This window comes from Porticoccus hydrocarbonoclasticus MCTG13d (assembly GCF_000744735.1).
Lineage (GTDB): Bacteria > Pseudomonadota > Gammaproteobacteria > Pseudomonadales > Porticoccaceae > Porticoccus > Porticoccus hydrocarbonoclasticus.
Genome location: NZ_JQMM01000001.1, coordinates 579,660 through 596,376, shown reverse-complemented (window position 1 = coordinate 596,376; position 16,717 = coordinate 579,660). Strand labels below are relative to the sequence as shown.

Genomic DNA, 16,717 nt, shown 5'->3' with positions numbered 1-16,717 from the left:
CCTAATGACTGTAGTAGTAAAGTTAAAAGTAAATCAGTGATCTTCGTGTGCCATGCTCAGGTACACAACGGTCAAAACCATAAATATAAATGCTTGCAGGGTAATGATCAGAATATGGAATATTGCCCATCCCAACTGCAAGGCGCCACCAAAGGTACCCAATACCCAACCTGCGCTGTACATCATCGCAATAAGGATAAAGATCATTTCACCGGCATACATGTTGCCGAACAACCGCAAGCCCAGTGAGAAGGGTTTGGCCAACAGGCCCACCAGTTCAAGGGCCAGATTGATAGGAATAAAAACAGCCTGAACCACAGGGTTCTTGGCAGAGAAGGGTTGCAGGGTGAGCTCACCCAGAAATCCACCAACACCTTTTACCTTGATACTGTAATAGATGATCATGCCGAAAACGGCGAGCGCCATGCCAAGTGTAATATTCGGGTCGGTGGAGGGGACGATTTTCTGGAAATGCACACCCGCCTGAAGCATTAGCCAGGGAATCACATCCACCGGCACCAGGTCCATCAGGTTCATCAGAAAAACCCAGACAAATATGGTCAGGGCCATCGGAGCTATCCAGGGGTTTCTGCCGTGGAAGCTGTCTTTCACCACCCCATCGACAAACTCCACCATCATTTCGACAAAATTTTGCCATCCGGATGGAACACCCGTGGTAGCACGTTTTGCTGCCCAGCGGAATAAAAGTAGGAAGATAACACCCAGACCAAATGACCAGCCCAAGCTGTCAACATTAACTGCCATGAAGCCCATTTCAGCGGCTTCCTGGGCGTTGTGAGCAAAACTCCAGCCATTTTCCGGGTGCTGACCATAGGTAAGATTGGTCAGGTGGTGCTGGATGTATTCTGTTCCCGTTTGTTGTGTATCGCCTGCCATTTTTATCTCTCAAACCAGCGAGGTCTAATTGCTCGATTGACTTAATATCCGTGCCGCGCAAAACCACTGCACAATTATCATGGCACCATAACCGAGAAAAACGCCGGGTAGACTGACTGGCGAGACATAACCAAATGTCAGACCAAACAACACAACCGTGAGCAATAACTTGCCCGTCTCTCCCCTGTATATGGCACGTATTATTCTCGGGGTCTGCCTGGCTCCCATATAGCGAAAGGTCTGTCGGGTAAAATAGGCTTGCGGGCCTATCTGAATTACCCCACCAATCAGCAAGGACCAGCACAGTACTCTATCAACCGGTAGTAAGGCCAACGCCACAACCAATAAAACCATCAGTTGAACCAGCGCTATTCGAGCTACCGGCGGAGATTTAATGGTAGCCTTTTTCACTACCTCCCCCCATCCGTGCTTTTCGTTCGAGCTGACAATTTTGCCAACCCAAACGGGCGGCAATTATAGGTAGTACAAGTTGCAGATTCAACTAAACTTTGCCATCGAAGTAAGTTTTGGCGGGCTGTGGAATAAATAGCCACCATTGATGCCGCTTATAGCATGACTTTATTTTATGTGTTCAAGAATGCCTTCCAGTTCATCCAGACTGTTGTATTTAAGGGTTAGTTTTCCCTTACCTTTGGCTGAATGTTCAATCAGTACGGGGACACCGATTTGCTCTGACAGTTTGTCCTGCAACACTCTGATATCACTATTTTCTTTTTGTTTCTCTTTCTCGGCTGGCGGTTGGAGCATTTTTCTCACCAATGCTTCCGTTTGCCGGACAGTCAAGCCTTTTACCACGGCCGTTCTGGCCACCTCAGCCTGCATGAGACCCGACAATCCAAGCAGGGCCTTGGCATGGCCGGCCTCAAGGTCACCGTGCTCAAGCAGTTTTTGTACATCTTCCTCGAGACTCATCAGGCGCATGATGTTCGCTACTGTACTGCGAGGTTTGCCAACCGCATCCGACACCTGTTGCTGGGTGAGACCAAACTCCTGTTGCAAACGAGTGAGTGCCTGGGCCTCCTCCATTGCATTGAGATCTTCACGTTGAATATTTTCAATCAACGCCATCGCAATGGCAGCTTCGTCTGATACATTCCTGATCAGCGCGGGTATGGTATCCAGGCCAACCTGTTGGGCCGCTCTCCAGCGGCGCTCTCCGGCAATGATCTCATAGCTGTCGGCACCAATGGCTCGCACTACAATGGGTTGCATAACCCCCTGCGCACGAATGGAATTGGCAAGCTCCTCCAGTGCTTCAGGGTGCATATCTCGACGTGGCTGATATTTGCCACGAGTCATAAACTCCAGGGGTAATTCTCTCAGGTGATCGCCTTCCGGCACGTGCTGAGAAGTTGAAGCCTCCTCGTCACCCTCAACACCTAACAGTGCATCCAGGCCCCGCCCCAAACCTTTTCTTCTGACCATAACGTTAACCTGCTCTGTCAATCTGTACTCTCGCCGATTTGCCTCTGCGAATGATTTCCCCTGCCAGTCCTAGGTAAGCAAGTGCACCTTTGGAATGTTTGTCATAACTGAGAGCCGGCTGGCCGTAGCTGGGTGCTTCAGCCAGTCGGACATTGCGCGGGATGGCGATACGGTAGATTTTGTCGCCAAAGTGCCTTCGCAACTGCGCGGTAACCTCGTTGGTCAAACTATTTCTGGGGTCGTACATGGTCCGCAGGATACCCTCAACCTGCAGTTTTGGATTGAGGAATTTCCCTATCCTCCCGATCGTCGTCATCAACGCCGATAATCCCTCCAGGGCATAGTATTCACACTGCATGGGTATGATGACACCATCACAGGCCACCAGCGAGTTAACTGTCAACATACTGAGTGATGGGGGACAATCGATGACGATGTAATCGTAACTGCTTTTCACTCTGGCCAGTGCATGCCGCAACCGGCTCTCTTTATTGTTCACTCGAAGCAATTCCACTTCGGCTGCTGTGAGATCACCATTGGCTGGTAACAGATCAAAGTTGCCTGTCTCACAGCGCTGCAGTGCATCTTCTGTTTTGATGTCGCCGGTCAGCACATCAAGGATGGTTATTTTCAGCTGACTTTTTTCGATACCGCAGCCCATGGTGGCATTACCCTGGGGATCCATATCCACCAGCAGGATACGCTTGTTGTAGCTGGCCAATGAGGCCGCCAGATTTACACTGGTGGTGGTTTTCCCCACGCCACCCTTCTGGTTGGCAATGGCAAATGTTTGACTCAAAGCAATGTCCTCAGGCGGGCGCAATTTCTATCAGGTGCCGATGACCTTCAATACCGGGAACAACAAGCCGGTGTGTGTCGACGACATTATAGTGTTTTGGAAGCTCGCTCAACTCCTGCTCTGGAAATTGCCCTTTCATGGCATAGAAACGCCCATGCTTTGATAACAGGTGCTCACAAGTCTCGGTCATAACTGCCAGACTGGTAAATGCACGACTGATGACGGCATCGAAGGGTTGTTCCGGGCGATAGGCTTCTGCTCGAGACTGCAGTTGCTGCACATTGCCCAAACCGAGCGTGGTTTTTACCTGAAAGAGAAAGCGGGTTTTCTTGCCATTGCTATCGAGCAGAGTGAACTGGCGTTCCGGGAAGCAAATTGCGAGCGGTATACCGGGCAAACCCGGACCTGTCCCCACATCAATGATACGCATTCCCTTTACTCGCGTCGCTATACTGAGGCTATCCAGTAAATGATGGGTAACCATCATTACGGGGTCGCGGATCGCGGTCAAATTATAAGCGTGATTCCATTGTTGTAATAACGCCAGGTATGCAAAAAGTGTATGGATCTGCTCATCCGCCAGGGGTAAACCCAGAGTTTCCAGCCCATCCCGAAGTATTTGTTCCCGACCCGGCATCTAGGAAGCGATCTTCTTTTCAACCATGGATTTTCGCTTGAGATAGATCAGTAGCAGGGATATTGCCGCTGGTGTAACACCCGGTATGCGCGAAGCCCTCGACAGGGTATCCGGGCGCGCCACCATCAGTTTCTGTTTCACCTCATTGGACAACCCCTTGACTGCACTGAAGTCAAAATCGGCAGGTATCGGGGTATTTTCCTGGCGCTGCATGCGAGCAATTTCTTCCTGCTGGCGTGCGATATAACCGGCATACTTGGCATCTATTTCTACCTGTTCCGCCACCTCCCCGGCAATGTGCAATGGCGCTTTCTCCAGTGATTGAATATCGTCGTAATGCAGTTCCGGCCGTTTCAATAGCTCGAAAAGACTGTATTCATGCATTGGCACAGAGCCGGTTTTTTTTGCAATCATTGCTGCCTGGGGGCTGCCTGGCTGGATCCAGCAACTCTTCAATCGCTGCTGCTCCTGTGCTACCGCTTCACTTTTTTCACAGAAGCGCTGCCAGCGCTGATCATCAACCAATCCCAACTCCCGCCCTTTTTCGGTGAGCCGCATGTCCGCATTGTCCTGCCGCAACAACAGTCGGTATTCAGCGCGACTGGTAAACATCCGGTAGGGTTCGTGCGTCCCCATGGTGATCAGGTCATCGACCAACACGCCAATGTAGGCTTCATCGCGTCGGGGACACCATGGCGCCATTTCGCGACTCTGTAGGCCGGCATTCAAACCAGCCAGTAAGCCCTGAGCGGCAGCTTCTTCATAACCCGTCGTACCGTTAATCTGTCCAGCAAAGAATAACCCGTCAATATGTTTGCTCTCCAGTGAGTACTGCAAATCCTGCGGATTGAAATAGTCGTACTCAATGGCATAACCAGGTCGGGTTATATGCGCGTTTTCAAAGCCGGCTATTGAGCGAACCAGCTCCATCTGGACATCAAAAGGCAGACTGGTTGAAATACCATTGGGGTAGAGCTCATGGGTTGTCAGCCCCTCTGGTTCGATGAATATCTGATGACTTTGCTTGTCGGCAAAACGGACTACCTTGTCTTCGATGGAAGGGCAGTACCGGGGGCCAACACCCTCAATTAAACCGGTATACATCGGTGAGCGATCCATTCCACCACGAATAATTTCATGGGTGCGCTCGTTGGTGTAGGTAATGTAACAACAGGTTTGCTGCGGGTGCTGGGAGGTATCCCCGAGAAATGACATGACAGGCTCCGGCGTATCGCCCCACTGGACCTGCAGCCCCTCAAGATTGACGCTTCGCGCATCGATTCTTGGCGGCGTGCCGGTCTTTAACCGGTCGACCCGCAGGGGTAATTCCCGGAGCTTTGCCGCCAACCCCATTGCAGGAGGATCCCCAGCCCGCCCTCCGGCATAGTTTTCCAGCCCGATATGAATTTTCCCGGCAAGGAAAGTGCCCGCTGTCAAAACAAGGGTTTTCGCCTCAAAACGCAACCCCATCTGCGTCACCACACCACTCACCCGGGTGCCGGACATAGTCAGATCTTCAGCTGCCTGCTGGAAAATCCACAAATTGGGCTGGTTCTCCAGAACCTGTCGGACAGCTGCCTTGTATAAAATACGGTCTGCCTGGGCTCTGGTTGCCCTGACAGCGGGACCTTTTCGGGCATTGAGCGTTCGGAACTGAATACCGCTGAGATCCGTTGCACGGGCCATGACACCACCCAGGGCATCTACCTCCTTTACCAGGTGACTTTTGCCGATCCCCCCAATCGCCGGGTTACAGGACATCTGTCCTAATGTTTCAATGTTATGTGTGAGCAAAAGAGTCTTACAGCCCATTCGAGCCGCAGCCAGGCTGGCTTCGGTACCAGCATGGCCGCCACCAATAACAATGACATCGAACTTTTCCGGGTAATACATGGGCAAAAGACTATTCTCTGGTTTTTTAAGCAAGGGCGGGGAGTATAAAGTAAATTGCCTATAAATTAACCGTTTCGTTGTTTCCATACTCCACACAGTTTCCCCCGCTTCAGGGTCTGTGTTCAGTCGAACATCAGGCAATTATAAAAATAGATCAAATATATATTCTTTATATAGATATTAATAAATAGTAGTTATATATATACAATGGTTAATCTGTGGTTATATTCGAATATTATTTTATTATCAATAACTTACAGTCTATTAAAAACACTTAGTAAGTTGCTTTTAGAGGACCCCTTTGCTTTGTGTAACCTGTGGGTGAAGATGCCAGTTGTGCACAGGCGTTATTTATAATGAGTTATCCACAATTCCGTTCATAGGTAATCCACCTAATTTTCCCGTGAGTTACCCACAGTTTTAACACAGATGTGGATAACCGGGTTTGAACCACTGGTCAGCCTGTGGGTAAGTTTACTTCTGGGTTATTTGCTTGCGGGTAAAGATCTTTGATTGATCTGGCACCGGATATTCTTTAAAATCCCCCGCCCTTTGAAGGTAACAGGCCAGCTTAAGGAAGTACGCCATGAAAAGAACATTCCAGCCCAGTGTATTAAAGCGCAAGCGTACCCACGGATTTCGTGCACGCATGGCAACAAAAAATGGTCGCCAGCTAATAAACCGTCGCCGGGCCAAGGGCCGGAAGCGTCTGGCCGCCTGATTGTTACCCTCGACCAGGGCAGTCCTGTGCCCGAGAGTTCTTTTGGCAGAAACAAGCGTCTATTAACAGCCCGGGCTTACCAGGCTGTTTTTTCTGATACCTGTTACAAAGTAGCACATCCCAACCTTTTATTGCTGGCCAAGCCCAACGGGCTTTGCCAGCCACGTCTCGGTCTCGTGGTAGCAAAAAAAAACATTCGTCGATCAGTAGATCGCAATCGTGTAAAGCGAGTTGTTCGTGAAACCTTTCGTCACTCTCAAAGCCTCCTTGACTCCCTTGATATCGTATTTCTGGCACGTCAGGGTATGGATCGTTTGACACCCAGGGAACAAACCGACCTGCTGGAAAACAGCTGGCGTCGGTTATCACGAAAGCTTCAGGCAGAACAGTAATCATGCGTTCATTATTGTTGGCTATGCTGAAGGGCTATCAGTACCTGATAAGCCCTCTGTTGGGAAAAAACTGTCGATTTTATCCCAGTTGTTCCTGCTATGCAGAAGAGGCCATCAAAGTGCATGGTATTTCAAAGGGGGTCTACCTTGGGTTTCAGCGTCTGTTAAAGTGTCACCCCTTTCATGCGGGTGGCTATGATCCCGTACCGCAATCTGAAAAAGAAAAGAGTTAAATGACTATGGATTGGCAACGTTCATTACTGATAGCTGGCATGCTGGTAGTGCTTTATATGTTGTTTCTTGAGTGGGACACCTTTCAGAGTTCTCAGCAGGAGAATCAGAGTACTGTTTCTGAAGAAACTGTTTTAGCCCCGGAAACGGCACAAACACCCAGTGACGTAACACCGGTTTCTGTTGATAACGAAATACCCGCACTACAAAGTGATACCTCCCCGGTAACGTCGACACCTGTTGAATCAACAACATCTGAAACGACGACAGACCGTTTGTTATCTGTATCCACAGATGTGCTCAATGTGCTGATTGACACGCGGGGTGGTGATATTGTACGGGTAGCGTTGCCAGAACATCTGACGGAGCTGGAAGAGGATTCCTCGCCTTTTGTACTGCTCAATCAGACAGCCAGTACGACTTATATTGCACAAAGCGGCTTGATCGGCGTCGACGGAACAGATAACACGGAAGGGCGCCCGCTCTTCAAGGCTGCAAAAAATGACTATCAACTCGCTGGAGATTCTGACCAGCTCCAGGTTGACATGGTTTTTCAGCAAAATGACGTCATCATTACCAAACGGTTCACCTTTAGCCGGGGCGATCATCTGATTCAGGTGAGCTATTTGGTCGACAATCGGGGTACTGATAACTGGAAGGCGGGCTTGTTTGGTCAGATCAAACGCGACAGCCATGAGCCCCAAGTGGCTACTGGAATGGGGATGAACCCCTATGTAGGTGCAGCGCTGCGGACCACGGAAGAAAACTACAAAAAGCTCGATTTCGGTGATCTTGCTGAAAAACCTTTCAAGGACAGCCTGACAGGTGGCTGGGTTGCAATGATTCAACACTACTTCATCAGTGCCTGGATCCCGGATCAATCAACAACCAACACCTTTTCACTGCGTCAGCTTGGCAATCAGGATCTTTATGCCATCGGTTTTACTTCGCCTCAGAAATCAGTTGAACCAGGCACTACCGGGGAGTTCAGGGCCGAATTTTATGCTGGTCCCAAGGATCAATACAGGCTGGAAAAGATTTCCCCTTACCTTGATTTGACCGTGGACTACGGTTGGCTCTGGTGGGTTTCCAAACCGCTGTTCTGGGTGCTTTACCAGTTGCACGAATTGATAGGAAATTGGGGTTGGTCGATTATTCTTTTGACCATTTTCATCAAGGCGGCATTCTATAAACTCTCTGCTACCAGCTATCGTTCCATGGCGAACATGCGTCGTTTACAGCCAGAAATGATGCGCCTCAAGGATCTCTACGGGGATGATCGGCAGAAACTCTCCCAGGAGACAATGAACCTGTACAAACGCGAAAAGGTCAATCCCATGGGTGGGTGCCTGCCAATCTTGGTGCAGATGCCGGTTTTCATTGCGCTTTATTGGGTGTTGTTTGAGAGTGTGGAGTTGCGACATGCACCCTGGATACTCTGGATTCAGGATTTATCGGTCAAGGATCCGCTATTTATCCTGCCGTTGCTCATGGGCGCCAGCATGTTTATTCAACAGAAATTGAATCCCACGCCTCCAGACCCTACTCAGGCAAAAATCATGCAAATGATGCCAATTGCCTTTACCTTTTTCTTTATGTTTTTTCCGGCCGGGTTGGTGCTTTACTGGACAGTAAACAATCTTCTTTCGATCCTTCAACAGTGGATGATCACCCGTCAGATAGAAGCGACTTCGGCGAAAAAGAAATAAATACTTCAAGGCTCCTCCGGGAGCCTTTTTGGTGATATATGAACAGCCCCTGTCACGATCAGGATGTTATTGTCGCAGTGGCGACTCCACCGGGCCGCGGTGGGGTCGGCGTGATACGTATTTCGGGGGCCGCACTGGGTCCCTTTGTCGACGCGTTAATTGGGAAGAGTCTGGAACCCCGCAAAGCTGTTTTTACAGACTTTTACGACGGCAATCATCAGGTTATTGATCGCGGTCTGGCGATCTATTTTCCTGCACCCCATTCCTTTACCGGGGAGCACGTGCTCGAACTGCAGGGGCATGGTGGTCCGGTTATCATGGATATGCTGCTACAGCGGGCCGTTGAGCTGGGTGCCAGGCTAGCCTTGCCCGGCGAGTTCTCACAACGTGCTTTTCTCAACGACAAACTAGATCTGACCCAGGCCGAAGCCATTGCCGATCTTATAGATGCCACCTCAGTGCAGGCTGCCCGTTGTGCAGTCCGCTCTTTACAGGGGGCTTTTTCCACAAGGATTCACCAATTACTGGAGGCATTGACCGCTCTGCGGGTTTATGTGGAAGCGGCTATTGATTTTCCCGAGGAAGAAATCGACTTTTTGGCCGATGGCCGGGTCAGCGCAGATCTACATGAAATTGTTACCCGGCTTGATGGGGTTTTTGATCAAGCAAAACAGGGTGCCCTGTTGAAAGAGGGTATGACTGTCGTTATTGCAGGTAAGCCCAATGCCGGCAAGTCCAGTTTACTCAATGCACTATCGGGTAGGGACAGTGCAATAGTCACTGATATAGAGGGGACCACCAGGGATTTATTACGTGAAGAGATCAATCTGGATGGGATGCCGCTGCATATCATCGACACGGCAGGCTTGCGCGAGTCTGGTGACCCGATTGAGCAGGAAGGTATCCGTCGCGCCTGGCACGCAATAGAAGAGGCGGATCGGGTTCTGTTTGTGGTGGATAGCAGCCAACCCTATTCACTGGATCCACAAGAGAACTGGCCGGAGTATTTCAGAATGTTTCCGCAGGCCGAAAATATCAGTTTCATCCTGAATAAAGCAGATGCGTCAGACATTCCGGTGGGCATCACAGAGAATCAGGGGCATCCGGTAGTGTCACTCTCAGCCAAACAGAACCATGGGTTGAATTACCTGGTTGATCATCTCAAGCAGTGCATGGGTTATTCGGGTAGCGAGACGGGGAGTTTTACCGCCAGACGGCGCCACCTCGATGCCTTGCAGCGTACGCAACAATACCTGTGTAGTGGCGAAAAACAACTCAATGAGGCTGGTGCGGGCGAGTTGCTTGCTGAAGATTTGCGTTTGGCCCAGCATTGCCTGGCCGAAATTACAGGTGAATTTACTCCGGATGATCTACTGGGCGAAATTTTTTCCAGTTTTTGCATCGGAAAATGACTTTTTTGGGACGGACAGTCATTAATCACTGCAGGCCAGTTACACCGGCCGCCTACAAAATCTCATTGACAGCAAATCCCCAGTAAACACACATTTTGATAACAGGTTATCCACAGTTTTTGATTAAAAAATAACCATTACAAACTTTTTTTCTGTGCATAACATAAAACCTATTGCATTAGATAACTTACTGATAAATATAAATATAATTAGTTTTTTGCCTGTTAAGATAATGCCAGATAGGTGTGGATAACTGAGTCTTTTATCGCTAGACTGAGTCCATAAAAACAACACGAAGTATCCGCATTTTCGTGCCGCCTACAAAGCTAAGAAGGGGTTTGGTTTGGCTCAAATTTTATGGGAAAAGTGTCTAGGTTATCTTCAGGAAGAGTTGCCAGCACAACAATTCAATACCTGGATAAGGCCACTAAAACTCGATACCTCACAATCTACAGGGTCGACCACCACAAACAGTGTCTGTCTGCTGGCACCCAATCGTTTTGTGAAAGACTGGGTGTCGGACAAATTTCTTGATCGAATAGTCGATATTTATCAGCAGGTTTGTGGGGAGCGATGTGCCGTTACGGTAGAATCAGGGGTCCTGGAAAGGGAGCGAGGTGTAGCTGTTTCGCAGGCATCTACTGATATAGAGGTTGATACTGCTGTTTCAGCTCCGGTGTCAGCTACTGTTCCACCCCGACCACAAACACATTCAGCCACAAGAAACAGTGGTATTGAGGGTGGCCTGAATCATCAGAGCAATATAAATGAAGTTTTTACTTTTTCTTCGTTTGTAGAAGGGAAATCAAATCAGCTGGCACTGGCTGCTTCGAAGCAGATTGCCGAAAACCCCGGGGGCTCTTATAACCCCCTCTTTATCTACGGTGGTGTTGGGTTGGGTAAAACTCACCTGATGCATGCTGTGGGTAATGCACTGCGCCTGCAGAAGCCCAATGCAAAGATTATTTATCTGCATTCTGAGCGTTTTGTTGCGGATATGGTCAAGGCATTGCAGTTAAATGCTATCAACGATTTCAAGCGCTTCTACCGTTCCGTAGATGCTTTGTTGATTGATGACATCCAATTTTTTGCAGGCAAGGAGCGATCCCAGGAGGAGTTTTTTCATACCTTCAATGCACTCCTTGAGGGCGGTCAGCAAATGATACTGACCTGTGACCGTTACCCAAAAGAAATCAATGGTCTTGAAGAGCGCCTCAAATCCCGTTTTGGGTGGGGGCTGACTGTTGCGGTAGAGCCACCGGAGCTGGAAACCCGCGTAGCGATTCTTATTAAAAAGGCCCACCAAGCAAAGGTTGAGCTGCCGACCGACGCCGCTTTTTTTATTGCCCAGCGTATCCGGTCAAATGTGCGAGAGCTTGAAGGTGCTTTAAAAAGAGTTATAGCAAGTGCCCACTTTACCGGTAGAGCAATAGATATAGACCTTATTCGTGAATCACTTCGGGATCTCCTAGCCCTGCAGGATAAGCTGGTGACCATCGATAATATCCAGCGGGTGGTATCTGAATATTACAAGGTTAAACTGTCTGAGCTTCTTTCAAAACGTAGAAGCCGGTCAATCGCCAGACCACGACAGGTGGCAATGGCCCTGGCCAAGGAACTGACAAATCACAGCTTACCGGAAATAGGGGAGGCCTTCGGTGGCAGGGATCATACAACGGTCCTCCACGCTTGCCGCAAGGTCAAGGAGTTGCAGGAAACGAGTCGTGATATAGGTGAGGACTTCAAGCAACTACTTCGGGCATTGACCACCTGAGTGTCTGATGACAAAAACTGTTCCCGGAATCCAGGATAGATCATAATAGTAACCCTCAGATAGCCAGCCTTATTTACTTGTTGGAAGATAGCTAATGAAGTTCACCGTATCGCGAGAAGATTTTCTTAAGCCCCTGCAGTTGGTGGTTGGCGTTGTTGAAAGGCGTCAGACCTTACCCATCCTATCGAATGTGCTGATTGGATTGAGTGACGGTCGTTTATCGTTAACTGGAACGGATCTTGAGGTGGAGATTCTTGGTTATCTGGATCTGGGTGATAGTCCGGTTATAGATGGTGAAATCACGGTGCCCGGTCGAAAATTGATGGATATTTGTCGTTCCTTGCCCGAGGGTGCAGAGTTGACTATCTCGGTGGATGCGGGTCGTGCAACCGTTACGAGTGGTAGGAGCCGTTTTACCCTGTCAACACTGCCGGCAAATGAATTTCCGAGTGTAGAAGATGGTCCTGGTAATAGGGAGTTTTCCCTGAGCCAGTACACGTTCAAACAATTGCTGGATAGCACAGCATTTGCCATGGCTCAGCAGGATGTACGTTACTACCTGAATGGCATGCTGCTTGAGGTCGGTGAAGGCCGAGTCCGGGTGGTTGCAACCGATGGTCACCGGTTGGCCATGCGTGACGCCCCCCTGGAGAATCTCGACAGCGACGCGATACAGGTCATTATCCCACGCAAGGGTGTTTTGGAGCTGTCCCGCCTGCTCGTTGAAGATGCCGGGGTTGAAGTCGTACTTGGCAATAATCACATACGGGTTTCAACACCAGAATTTCGTTTTACTTCAAAATTGGTTGATGGCGCCTATCCTGACTATCAGCGTGTCTTGCCCAAAGGCGGCAATAAACAACTCATCGGTCGGAGGGAGGAGCTTCGTCAGGCATTTAGTCGCACCGCGATCCTTTCCAATGAAAAGTACCGCGGTGTGCGTTTGCTTCTCAGTGATGGCTTGTTGACGTTGACAGCGAATAACCCGGAGCAGGAGGAGGCCCAGGAAGACGTAGCCGTTAACTATGATGCTGGTGAATTGGAAATAGGTTTTAATGTTAGCTATGTCATTGATGTGCTTAATGTCTTACGTGGGGAGGAGGTCCGATTCACCCTGTCCGATGCAAACAGCAGTGCGCTGATCGAAGACCCCGCGACTGAGGGTGCTGTCTACGTGGTAATGCCGATGCGCCTATAGAGCGTTTCTGTTTTGGATATAACAATAGACGCAGTCAATGTATCTTAAACAGTTGCATGTGCACGGATTGAGAAATTTGAAGCACATCCAGCTGTCTCTTTCTCCGCAGGTGAACCTTTTCCACGGCCCCAACGGTAGCGGCAAGACCAGCATCCTGGAGGCGATTTTTTTGTTGGGTCGTGGTCGTTCCTTCCGAAGTCGTGTACTCAACACCGTCATAAATACCCAAGAGCAGGTCTGTACCGCGTATGGTTTGCGCGAATCTTCCGGTGTTTCAACCCCGATAGGTGTTTCTCGCGGCCGCCAGGGCGATTTCTTATTCAAAATAAATGGACAACCAATTGCGGCCGCATCGGCTCTTGCTGAAACTTTGCCATTGTTGCTTTTAAATGCCGAGGGCTTTGACCTGATTGGGGGTGGGCCACAGTATCGACGTCGATTTATCGATTGGGGTGTGTTCCACGTGGAACACAACTACAAACAGTTGGTACGACGCTATCAGCGTGTACTGAAACAACGCAATTCGCTAATGCGACATGATAGAATAGACGAACAGTTGTTGGCTGTATGGGATACTGAATTTGTCGATCTCGCGCAACAGATAAATACCTCGAGAAATGCCTATCTCAATGATTTGTTACCCATAGTCAAACAGGTGGCTTGTGAGCTATCTGAGGGTTTAGGTGATGTGGACTTCATTATTAACCCTGGCTGGGATGAAGCGGTGGGTCTGCCCGAGGTGCTACACAAAGATCGCCCGAGAGATCGTCTGCTAAAAACCACCCATCATGGCCCCCACCGTGCGGATTTGCGGATCAGGATAAAGAAACAGAACGTCAGTGATATTCTATCCCGCGGGCAGCTAAAAGTGTTGGCAACGGCTATGCAAGTTGCACAAGGTTATCTTTTTTATAATAAAACCGGTCGGTCCGGCCTTTACTTGATAGATGATCTACCGGCAGAACTGGATATAAAACACAGACAGCAGGTTTGTGAAAAGCTAAGTGCCCTCGGTGCTCAGATATTCGTCACGGGGGTAGAGCGGAGGGACCTGTTGGATCTTTGGTCTGAGACAACAAGCGAACTTAGGTTGTTCCACGTGGAACAGGGTTCTGTTCGGGAAGAGCATTGCACTGAGTAATTTACATCCGGAAATTAATATGATTGTTAGGGGCTTTACCCATGACTGATGAAAAAAATAGCTATGATTCTTCCAGTATCAAGGTTTTAAAGGGCCTCGATGCTGTAAGAAAACGCCCGGGGATGTATATCGGCGATACTGATGATGGTACCGGTTTGCACCACATGGTGTTTGAAATTGTTGATAACTCTATTGATGAGGGACTTGCAGGCCATTGCTCAGAAATCAGGGTAATAATCCATCCCGATGAGTCTATTTCGGTGTCAGACAATGGTCGGGGGATACCCACGGAATTACACGAAGAGGGCGTATCTGCTGCTGAAGTCATAATGACGGTGCTTCATGCCGGTGGGAAATTTGACGACAATACCTATAAGGTGTCCGGGGGCTTGCACGGAGTCGGCATCTCTGTGGTCAATGCCTTGTCAGCTGAACTAAAGCTGACTATCAGGCGAGGTGGGCACATCTATGAACAGGTTTACCGCCACGGAGTGCCACAGGAGCCCTTGGCGGTGGTGGGTGATACAACTGAAACCGGTACGACGATTCACTTTATCCCTTCTGCAGAGACCTTTACCAATATCAAATTTCATTACGAAATCTTGGCAAAACGTCTCCGGGAACTGTCTTTTCTTAATTCAGGCGTGCGTATCGTGCTGCTTGATGAGCGGAGCGGTAAAGAGGACATTTATCAGTATGAGGGTGGTCTCAAGGCCTTCGTGGAATATTTGAACACCAACAAAACCACGATTAATCAGGTCATGCATTTCGATGTTCAGCGAGAGGATGGTACTGGTGTCGAGGTGGCCCTACAGTGGAATGACAGTTTTCAGGAAAATATCTTCTGTTATACCAACAACATCCCCCAGCGCGATGGTGGTACCCATCTGGCTGGATTTCGGGCAGCTTTAACTAGAAGCCTCAATACCTATATCGAGAAAGAGGGACTCGGAAAAAATGCCAAAGTGAATACCACTGGAGATGATGCTCGAGAAGGGTTGACGGGCATTATTTCTGTTAAGGTGCCTGATCCAAAATTTTCTTCACAAACAAAAGATAAACTGGTCAGTTCAGAAGTAAAAACGGCTGTTGAGCAAGAGATGGGCAGCAATTTTATGGACTACCTATTGGAAAATCCCCAGGATGCCAGAAGTATTGTCAATAAAATGGTGGATGCCGCCAGGGCGAGAGAGGCCGCACGTAAAGCCCGTGATATGACTCGTCGCAAAGGTGCTCTGGATATCGCCGGATTGCCTGGAAAACTGGCAGATTGCCAGGAAAAGGACCCGGCATTTTCTGAACTGTACCTGGTGGAGGGTGATTCTGCGGGTGGCTCGGCCAAGCAGGGAAGGGACCGCCGAACTCAAGCCATTCTTCCGCTAAAAGGAAAAATCCTCAATGTAGAAAAAGCCCGTTTCGATAAAATGTTATCGAGTGCCGAAGTGGGGACACTGATTACCGCTCTGGGTTGTGGCATTGGTACGGAAGAATTCAATCCAGATAAGCTCCGTTACCATACGATTTTGATCATGACGGATGCCGATGTCGATGGTTCTCACATCCGCACCCTGTTACTCACTTTTTTCTTCCGTCAAATGCGGGAGCTGGTCGAAAGGGGGCACATCTATATCGCTCAACCGCCGCTGTACAAAATCAGCAAGGGAAAGCAGGAACAATATCTTAAAGATGACCAGTCTCTGACTGCCTTTCTGACGCAATCTGCCCTCGAATCAGCCAGTCTTCATGTGACAGCAGAAGCCCCGCCAATCAGCGGCCCTGCATTGGAAAGTCTGGTTGCCGATTATCGCCGTGTAATGAATATTATCGATCGGATGTCGCGGGTGTATCCGGAAAGTGTTCTGCAAAAGTTGATTGATACCCCTGCCCTTGAACCTAGCCAACTTTCTGATCGAGCAGTTGTAGAGAAATGGAGCGAGGAACTGGCCGGTTCGTTCGAGCAGGACAATATTGCCGGAAGCCATCGCTACAAGGTAAGTGTCATTGAGGATCCCGAACGGCATACTTTTTTGCCTGTCGTTGAGTTGACGGCCCATGGTGTGCCGACCAATTACCGGTTTAACCATGAATTTTTTGCCTCGGGCGAGTATGGTGCGATTGTCGCACTGGGCAGGCAATTGCATGGTCTGATTGAAGAGGGCGCTTATATCCAGCGGGGCGAACGTACTAAACCGGTCACCAGCTTTAGTGAAACCCTTACCTGGCTCATGGGCGAATCGCGCCGCGGTTACAATGTTCAGCGTTACAAAGGGCTGGGGGAAATGAATCCTGAACAGCTTTGGGAGACCACCATGAATCCCGAAACCCGCCGAATGCTCAGAGTAACGATTGAAGATGCAATTGCTGCAGATCAGATGTTCAATACGCTGATGGGTGATCAGGTGGAACCACGTCGGCTATTTATTGAAACGAATGCACTATCGGTAACCAATCTCGATGTCTAACTAGC

General features: G+C 49.2%; 15 protein-coding genes. 9 read left to right on the top strand and 6 right to left on the bottom strand.

Features of this window, described 5'->3' with window-relative positions; genetic code table 11:
* Window positions 1–33: 33 nt before the first annotated feature.
* The 6 genes from atpB to mnmG all read right to left on the bottom strand — a co-directional run bounded on the left by atpB (window position 34) and on the right by mnmG (window position 5,672).
* On the bottom strand, window positions 34–897 hold the full coding sequence (atpB, locus tag U740_RS02915) for a F0F1 ATP synthase subunit A (protein ID WP_036858828.1): 864 nt from the start codon (window positions 895–897) through the stop codon (window positions 34–36).
* 24 nt (window positions 898–921) lie between these two features.
* A complete protein-coding gene (locus U740_RS02910) occupies window positions 922–1,308 on the bottom strand; it encodes an ATP synthase subunit I (protein ID WP_268745560.1) in 387 nt (128 codons plus the stop codon).
* Between the two features lie 168 nt (window positions 1,309–1,476).
* Complete coding sequence (locus tag U740_RS02905) at window positions 1,477–2,343, bottom strand: ParB/RepB/Spo0J family partition protein (protein WP_036858827.1); 867 nt, start codon at window positions 2,341–2,343, stop codon at window positions 1,477–1,479.
* Window positions 2,344–2,347: 4 nt separating this feature from the next.
* A complete protein-coding gene (locus U740_RS02900; protein ID WP_036861104.1) occupies window positions 2,348–3,142 on the bottom strand; it encodes a ParA family protein in 795 nt (264 codons plus the stop codon).
* A gap of 10 nt (window positions 3,143–3,152) precedes the next feature.
* Window positions 3,153–3,779 carry a 16S rRNA (guanine(527)-N(7))-methyltransferase RsmG gene (gene rsmG, locus U740_RS02895; RefSeq protein WP_036858826.1) on the bottom strand — a complete coding sequence of 209 codons (627 nt, stop codon included), beginning with the start codon at window positions 3,777–3,779 and terminating at the stop codon, window positions 3,153–3,155.
* Window positions 3,780–5,672, bottom strand: a complete 1,893-nt coding sequence (gene mnmG, locus U740_RS02890) for a tRNA uridine-5-carboxymethylaminomethyl(34) synthesis enzyme MnmG (protein WP_036858824.1) — start codon at window positions 5,670–5,672, stop codon at window positions 3,780–3,782. It lies immediately after the preceding gene.
* Between the two features lie 586 nt (window positions 5,673–6,258).
* On the opposite strand from mnmG, the gene rpmH reads away from it, so the two are divergent.
* The 9 genes from rpmH to gyrB all read left to right on the top strand — a co-directional run bounded on the left by rpmH (window position 6,259) and on the right by gyrB (window position 16,712).
* Window positions 6,259–6,393: a 50S ribosomal protein L34 gene (gene rpmH, locus U740_RS12100; protein ID WP_036858822.1), complete on the top strand. Its 135-nt coding sequence runs from the start codon at window positions 6,259–6,261 to the stop codon at window positions 6,391–6,393.
* Between the two features lie 26 nt (window positions 6,394–6,419).
* Window positions 6,420–6,785: a ribonuclease P protein component gene (rnpA, locus tag U740_RS02880; protein WP_036858821.1), complete on the top strand. Its 366-nt coding sequence runs from the start codon at window positions 6,420–6,422 to the stop codon at window positions 6,783–6,785.
* A 2-nt stretch (window positions 6,786–6,787) separates the two neighbouring features.
* Complete coding sequence (gene yidD, locus U740_RS02875) at window positions 6,788–7,018, top strand: membrane protein insertion efficiency factor YidD (protein WP_036858820.1); 231 nt, start codon at window positions 6,788–6,790, stop codon at window positions 7,016–7,018.
* A gap of 6 nt (window positions 7,019–7,024) precedes the next feature.
* Window positions 7,025–8,725 carry a membrane protein insertase YidC gene (gene yidC / locus U740_RS02870; protein WP_036861102.1) on the top strand — a complete coding sequence of 567 codons (1,701 nt, stop codon included), beginning with the start codon at window positions 7,025–7,027 and terminating at the stop codon, window positions 8,723–8,725.
* 38 nt (window positions 8,726–8,763) lie between these two features.
* A complete protein-coding gene (mnmE, locus tag U740_RS02865) occupies window positions 8,764–10,137 on the top strand; it encodes a tRNA uridine-5-carboxymethylaminomethyl(34) synthesis GTPase MnmE (protein WP_036858819.1) in 1,374 nt (457 codons plus the stop codon).
* Between the two features lie 343 nt (window positions 10,138–10,480).
* Entirely contained in the window at window positions 10,481–11,911 is a 1,431-nt protein-coding gene (dnaA, locus tag U740_RS02860) for a chromosomal replication initiator protein DnaA (protein WP_036858818.1), read from the top strand.
* A gap of 94 nt (window positions 11,912–12,005) precedes the next feature.
* Window positions 12,006–13,109: a DNA polymerase III subunit beta gene (gene dnaN / locus U740_RS02855; RefSeq protein WP_036858816.1), complete on the top strand. Its 1,104-nt coding sequence runs from the start codon at window positions 12,006–12,008 to the stop codon at window positions 13,107–13,109.
* 37 nt (window positions 13,110–13,146) lie between these two features.
* Window positions 13,147–14,250, top strand: a complete 1,104-nt coding sequence (recF, locus tag U740_RS02850; RefSeq protein ID WP_036858815.1) for a DNA replication/repair protein RecF — start codon at window positions 13,147–13,149, stop codon at window positions 14,248–14,250.
* Window positions 14,251–14,291: 41 nt separating this feature from the next.
* Window positions 14,292–16,712: a DNA topoisomerase (ATP-hydrolyzing) subunit B gene (gyrB, locus tag U740_RS02845; protein ID WP_036858814.1), complete on the top strand. Its 2,421-nt coding sequence runs from the start codon at window positions 14,292–14,294 to the stop codon at window positions 16,710–16,712.
* Window positions 16,713–16,717 lie beyond the last annotated feature (5 nt).

Bases quoted from the DNA above. Each gene is read 5' to 3' on its own strand.
- atpB (WP_036858828.1), bottom strand. From the start codon at position 897: ATGGCAGGCGATACACAACAAACGGGAACAGAATACATCCAGCACCAC.
- U740_RS02905 (WP_036858827.1), bottom strand. From the start codon at position 2,343: ATGGTCAGAAGAAAAGGTTTGGGGCGGGGCCTGGATGCACTGTTAGGT.
- rsmG (WP_036858826.1), bottom strand. From the start codon at position 3,779: ATGCCGGGTCGGGAACAAATACTTCGGGATGGGCTGGAAACTCTGGGT.
- mnmG (WP_036858824.1), bottom strand. From the start codon at position 5,672: ATGTATTACCCGGAAAAGTTCGATGTCATTGTTATTGGTGGCGGCCAT.
- rpmH (WP_036858822.1), top strand. From the start codon at position 6,259: ATGAAAAGAACATTCCAGCCCAGTGTATTAAAGCGCAAGCGTACCCAC.
- yidD (WP_036858820.1), top strand. From the start codon at position 6,788: ATGCGTTCATTATTGTTGGCTATGCTGAAGGGCTATCAGTACCTGATA.
- yidC (WP_036861102.1), top strand. From the start codon at position 7,025: ATGGATTGGCAACGTTCATTACTGATAGCTGGCATGCTGGTAGTGCTT.
- mnmE (WP_036858819.1), top strand. From the start codon at position 8,764: ATGAACAGCCCCTGTCACGATCAGGATGTTATTGTCGCAGTGGCGACT.
- dnaN (WP_036858816.1), top strand. From the start codon at position 12,006: ATGAAGTTCACCGTATCGCGAGAAGATTTTCTTAAGCCCCTGCAGTTG.
- recF (WP_036858815.1), top strand. From the start codon at position 13,147: ATGTATCTTAAACAGTTGCATGTGCACGGATTGAGAAATTTGAAGCAC.
- gyrB (WP_036858814.1), top strand. From the start codon at position 14,292: ATGACTGATGAAAAAAATAGCTATGATTCTTCCAGTATCAAGGTTTTA.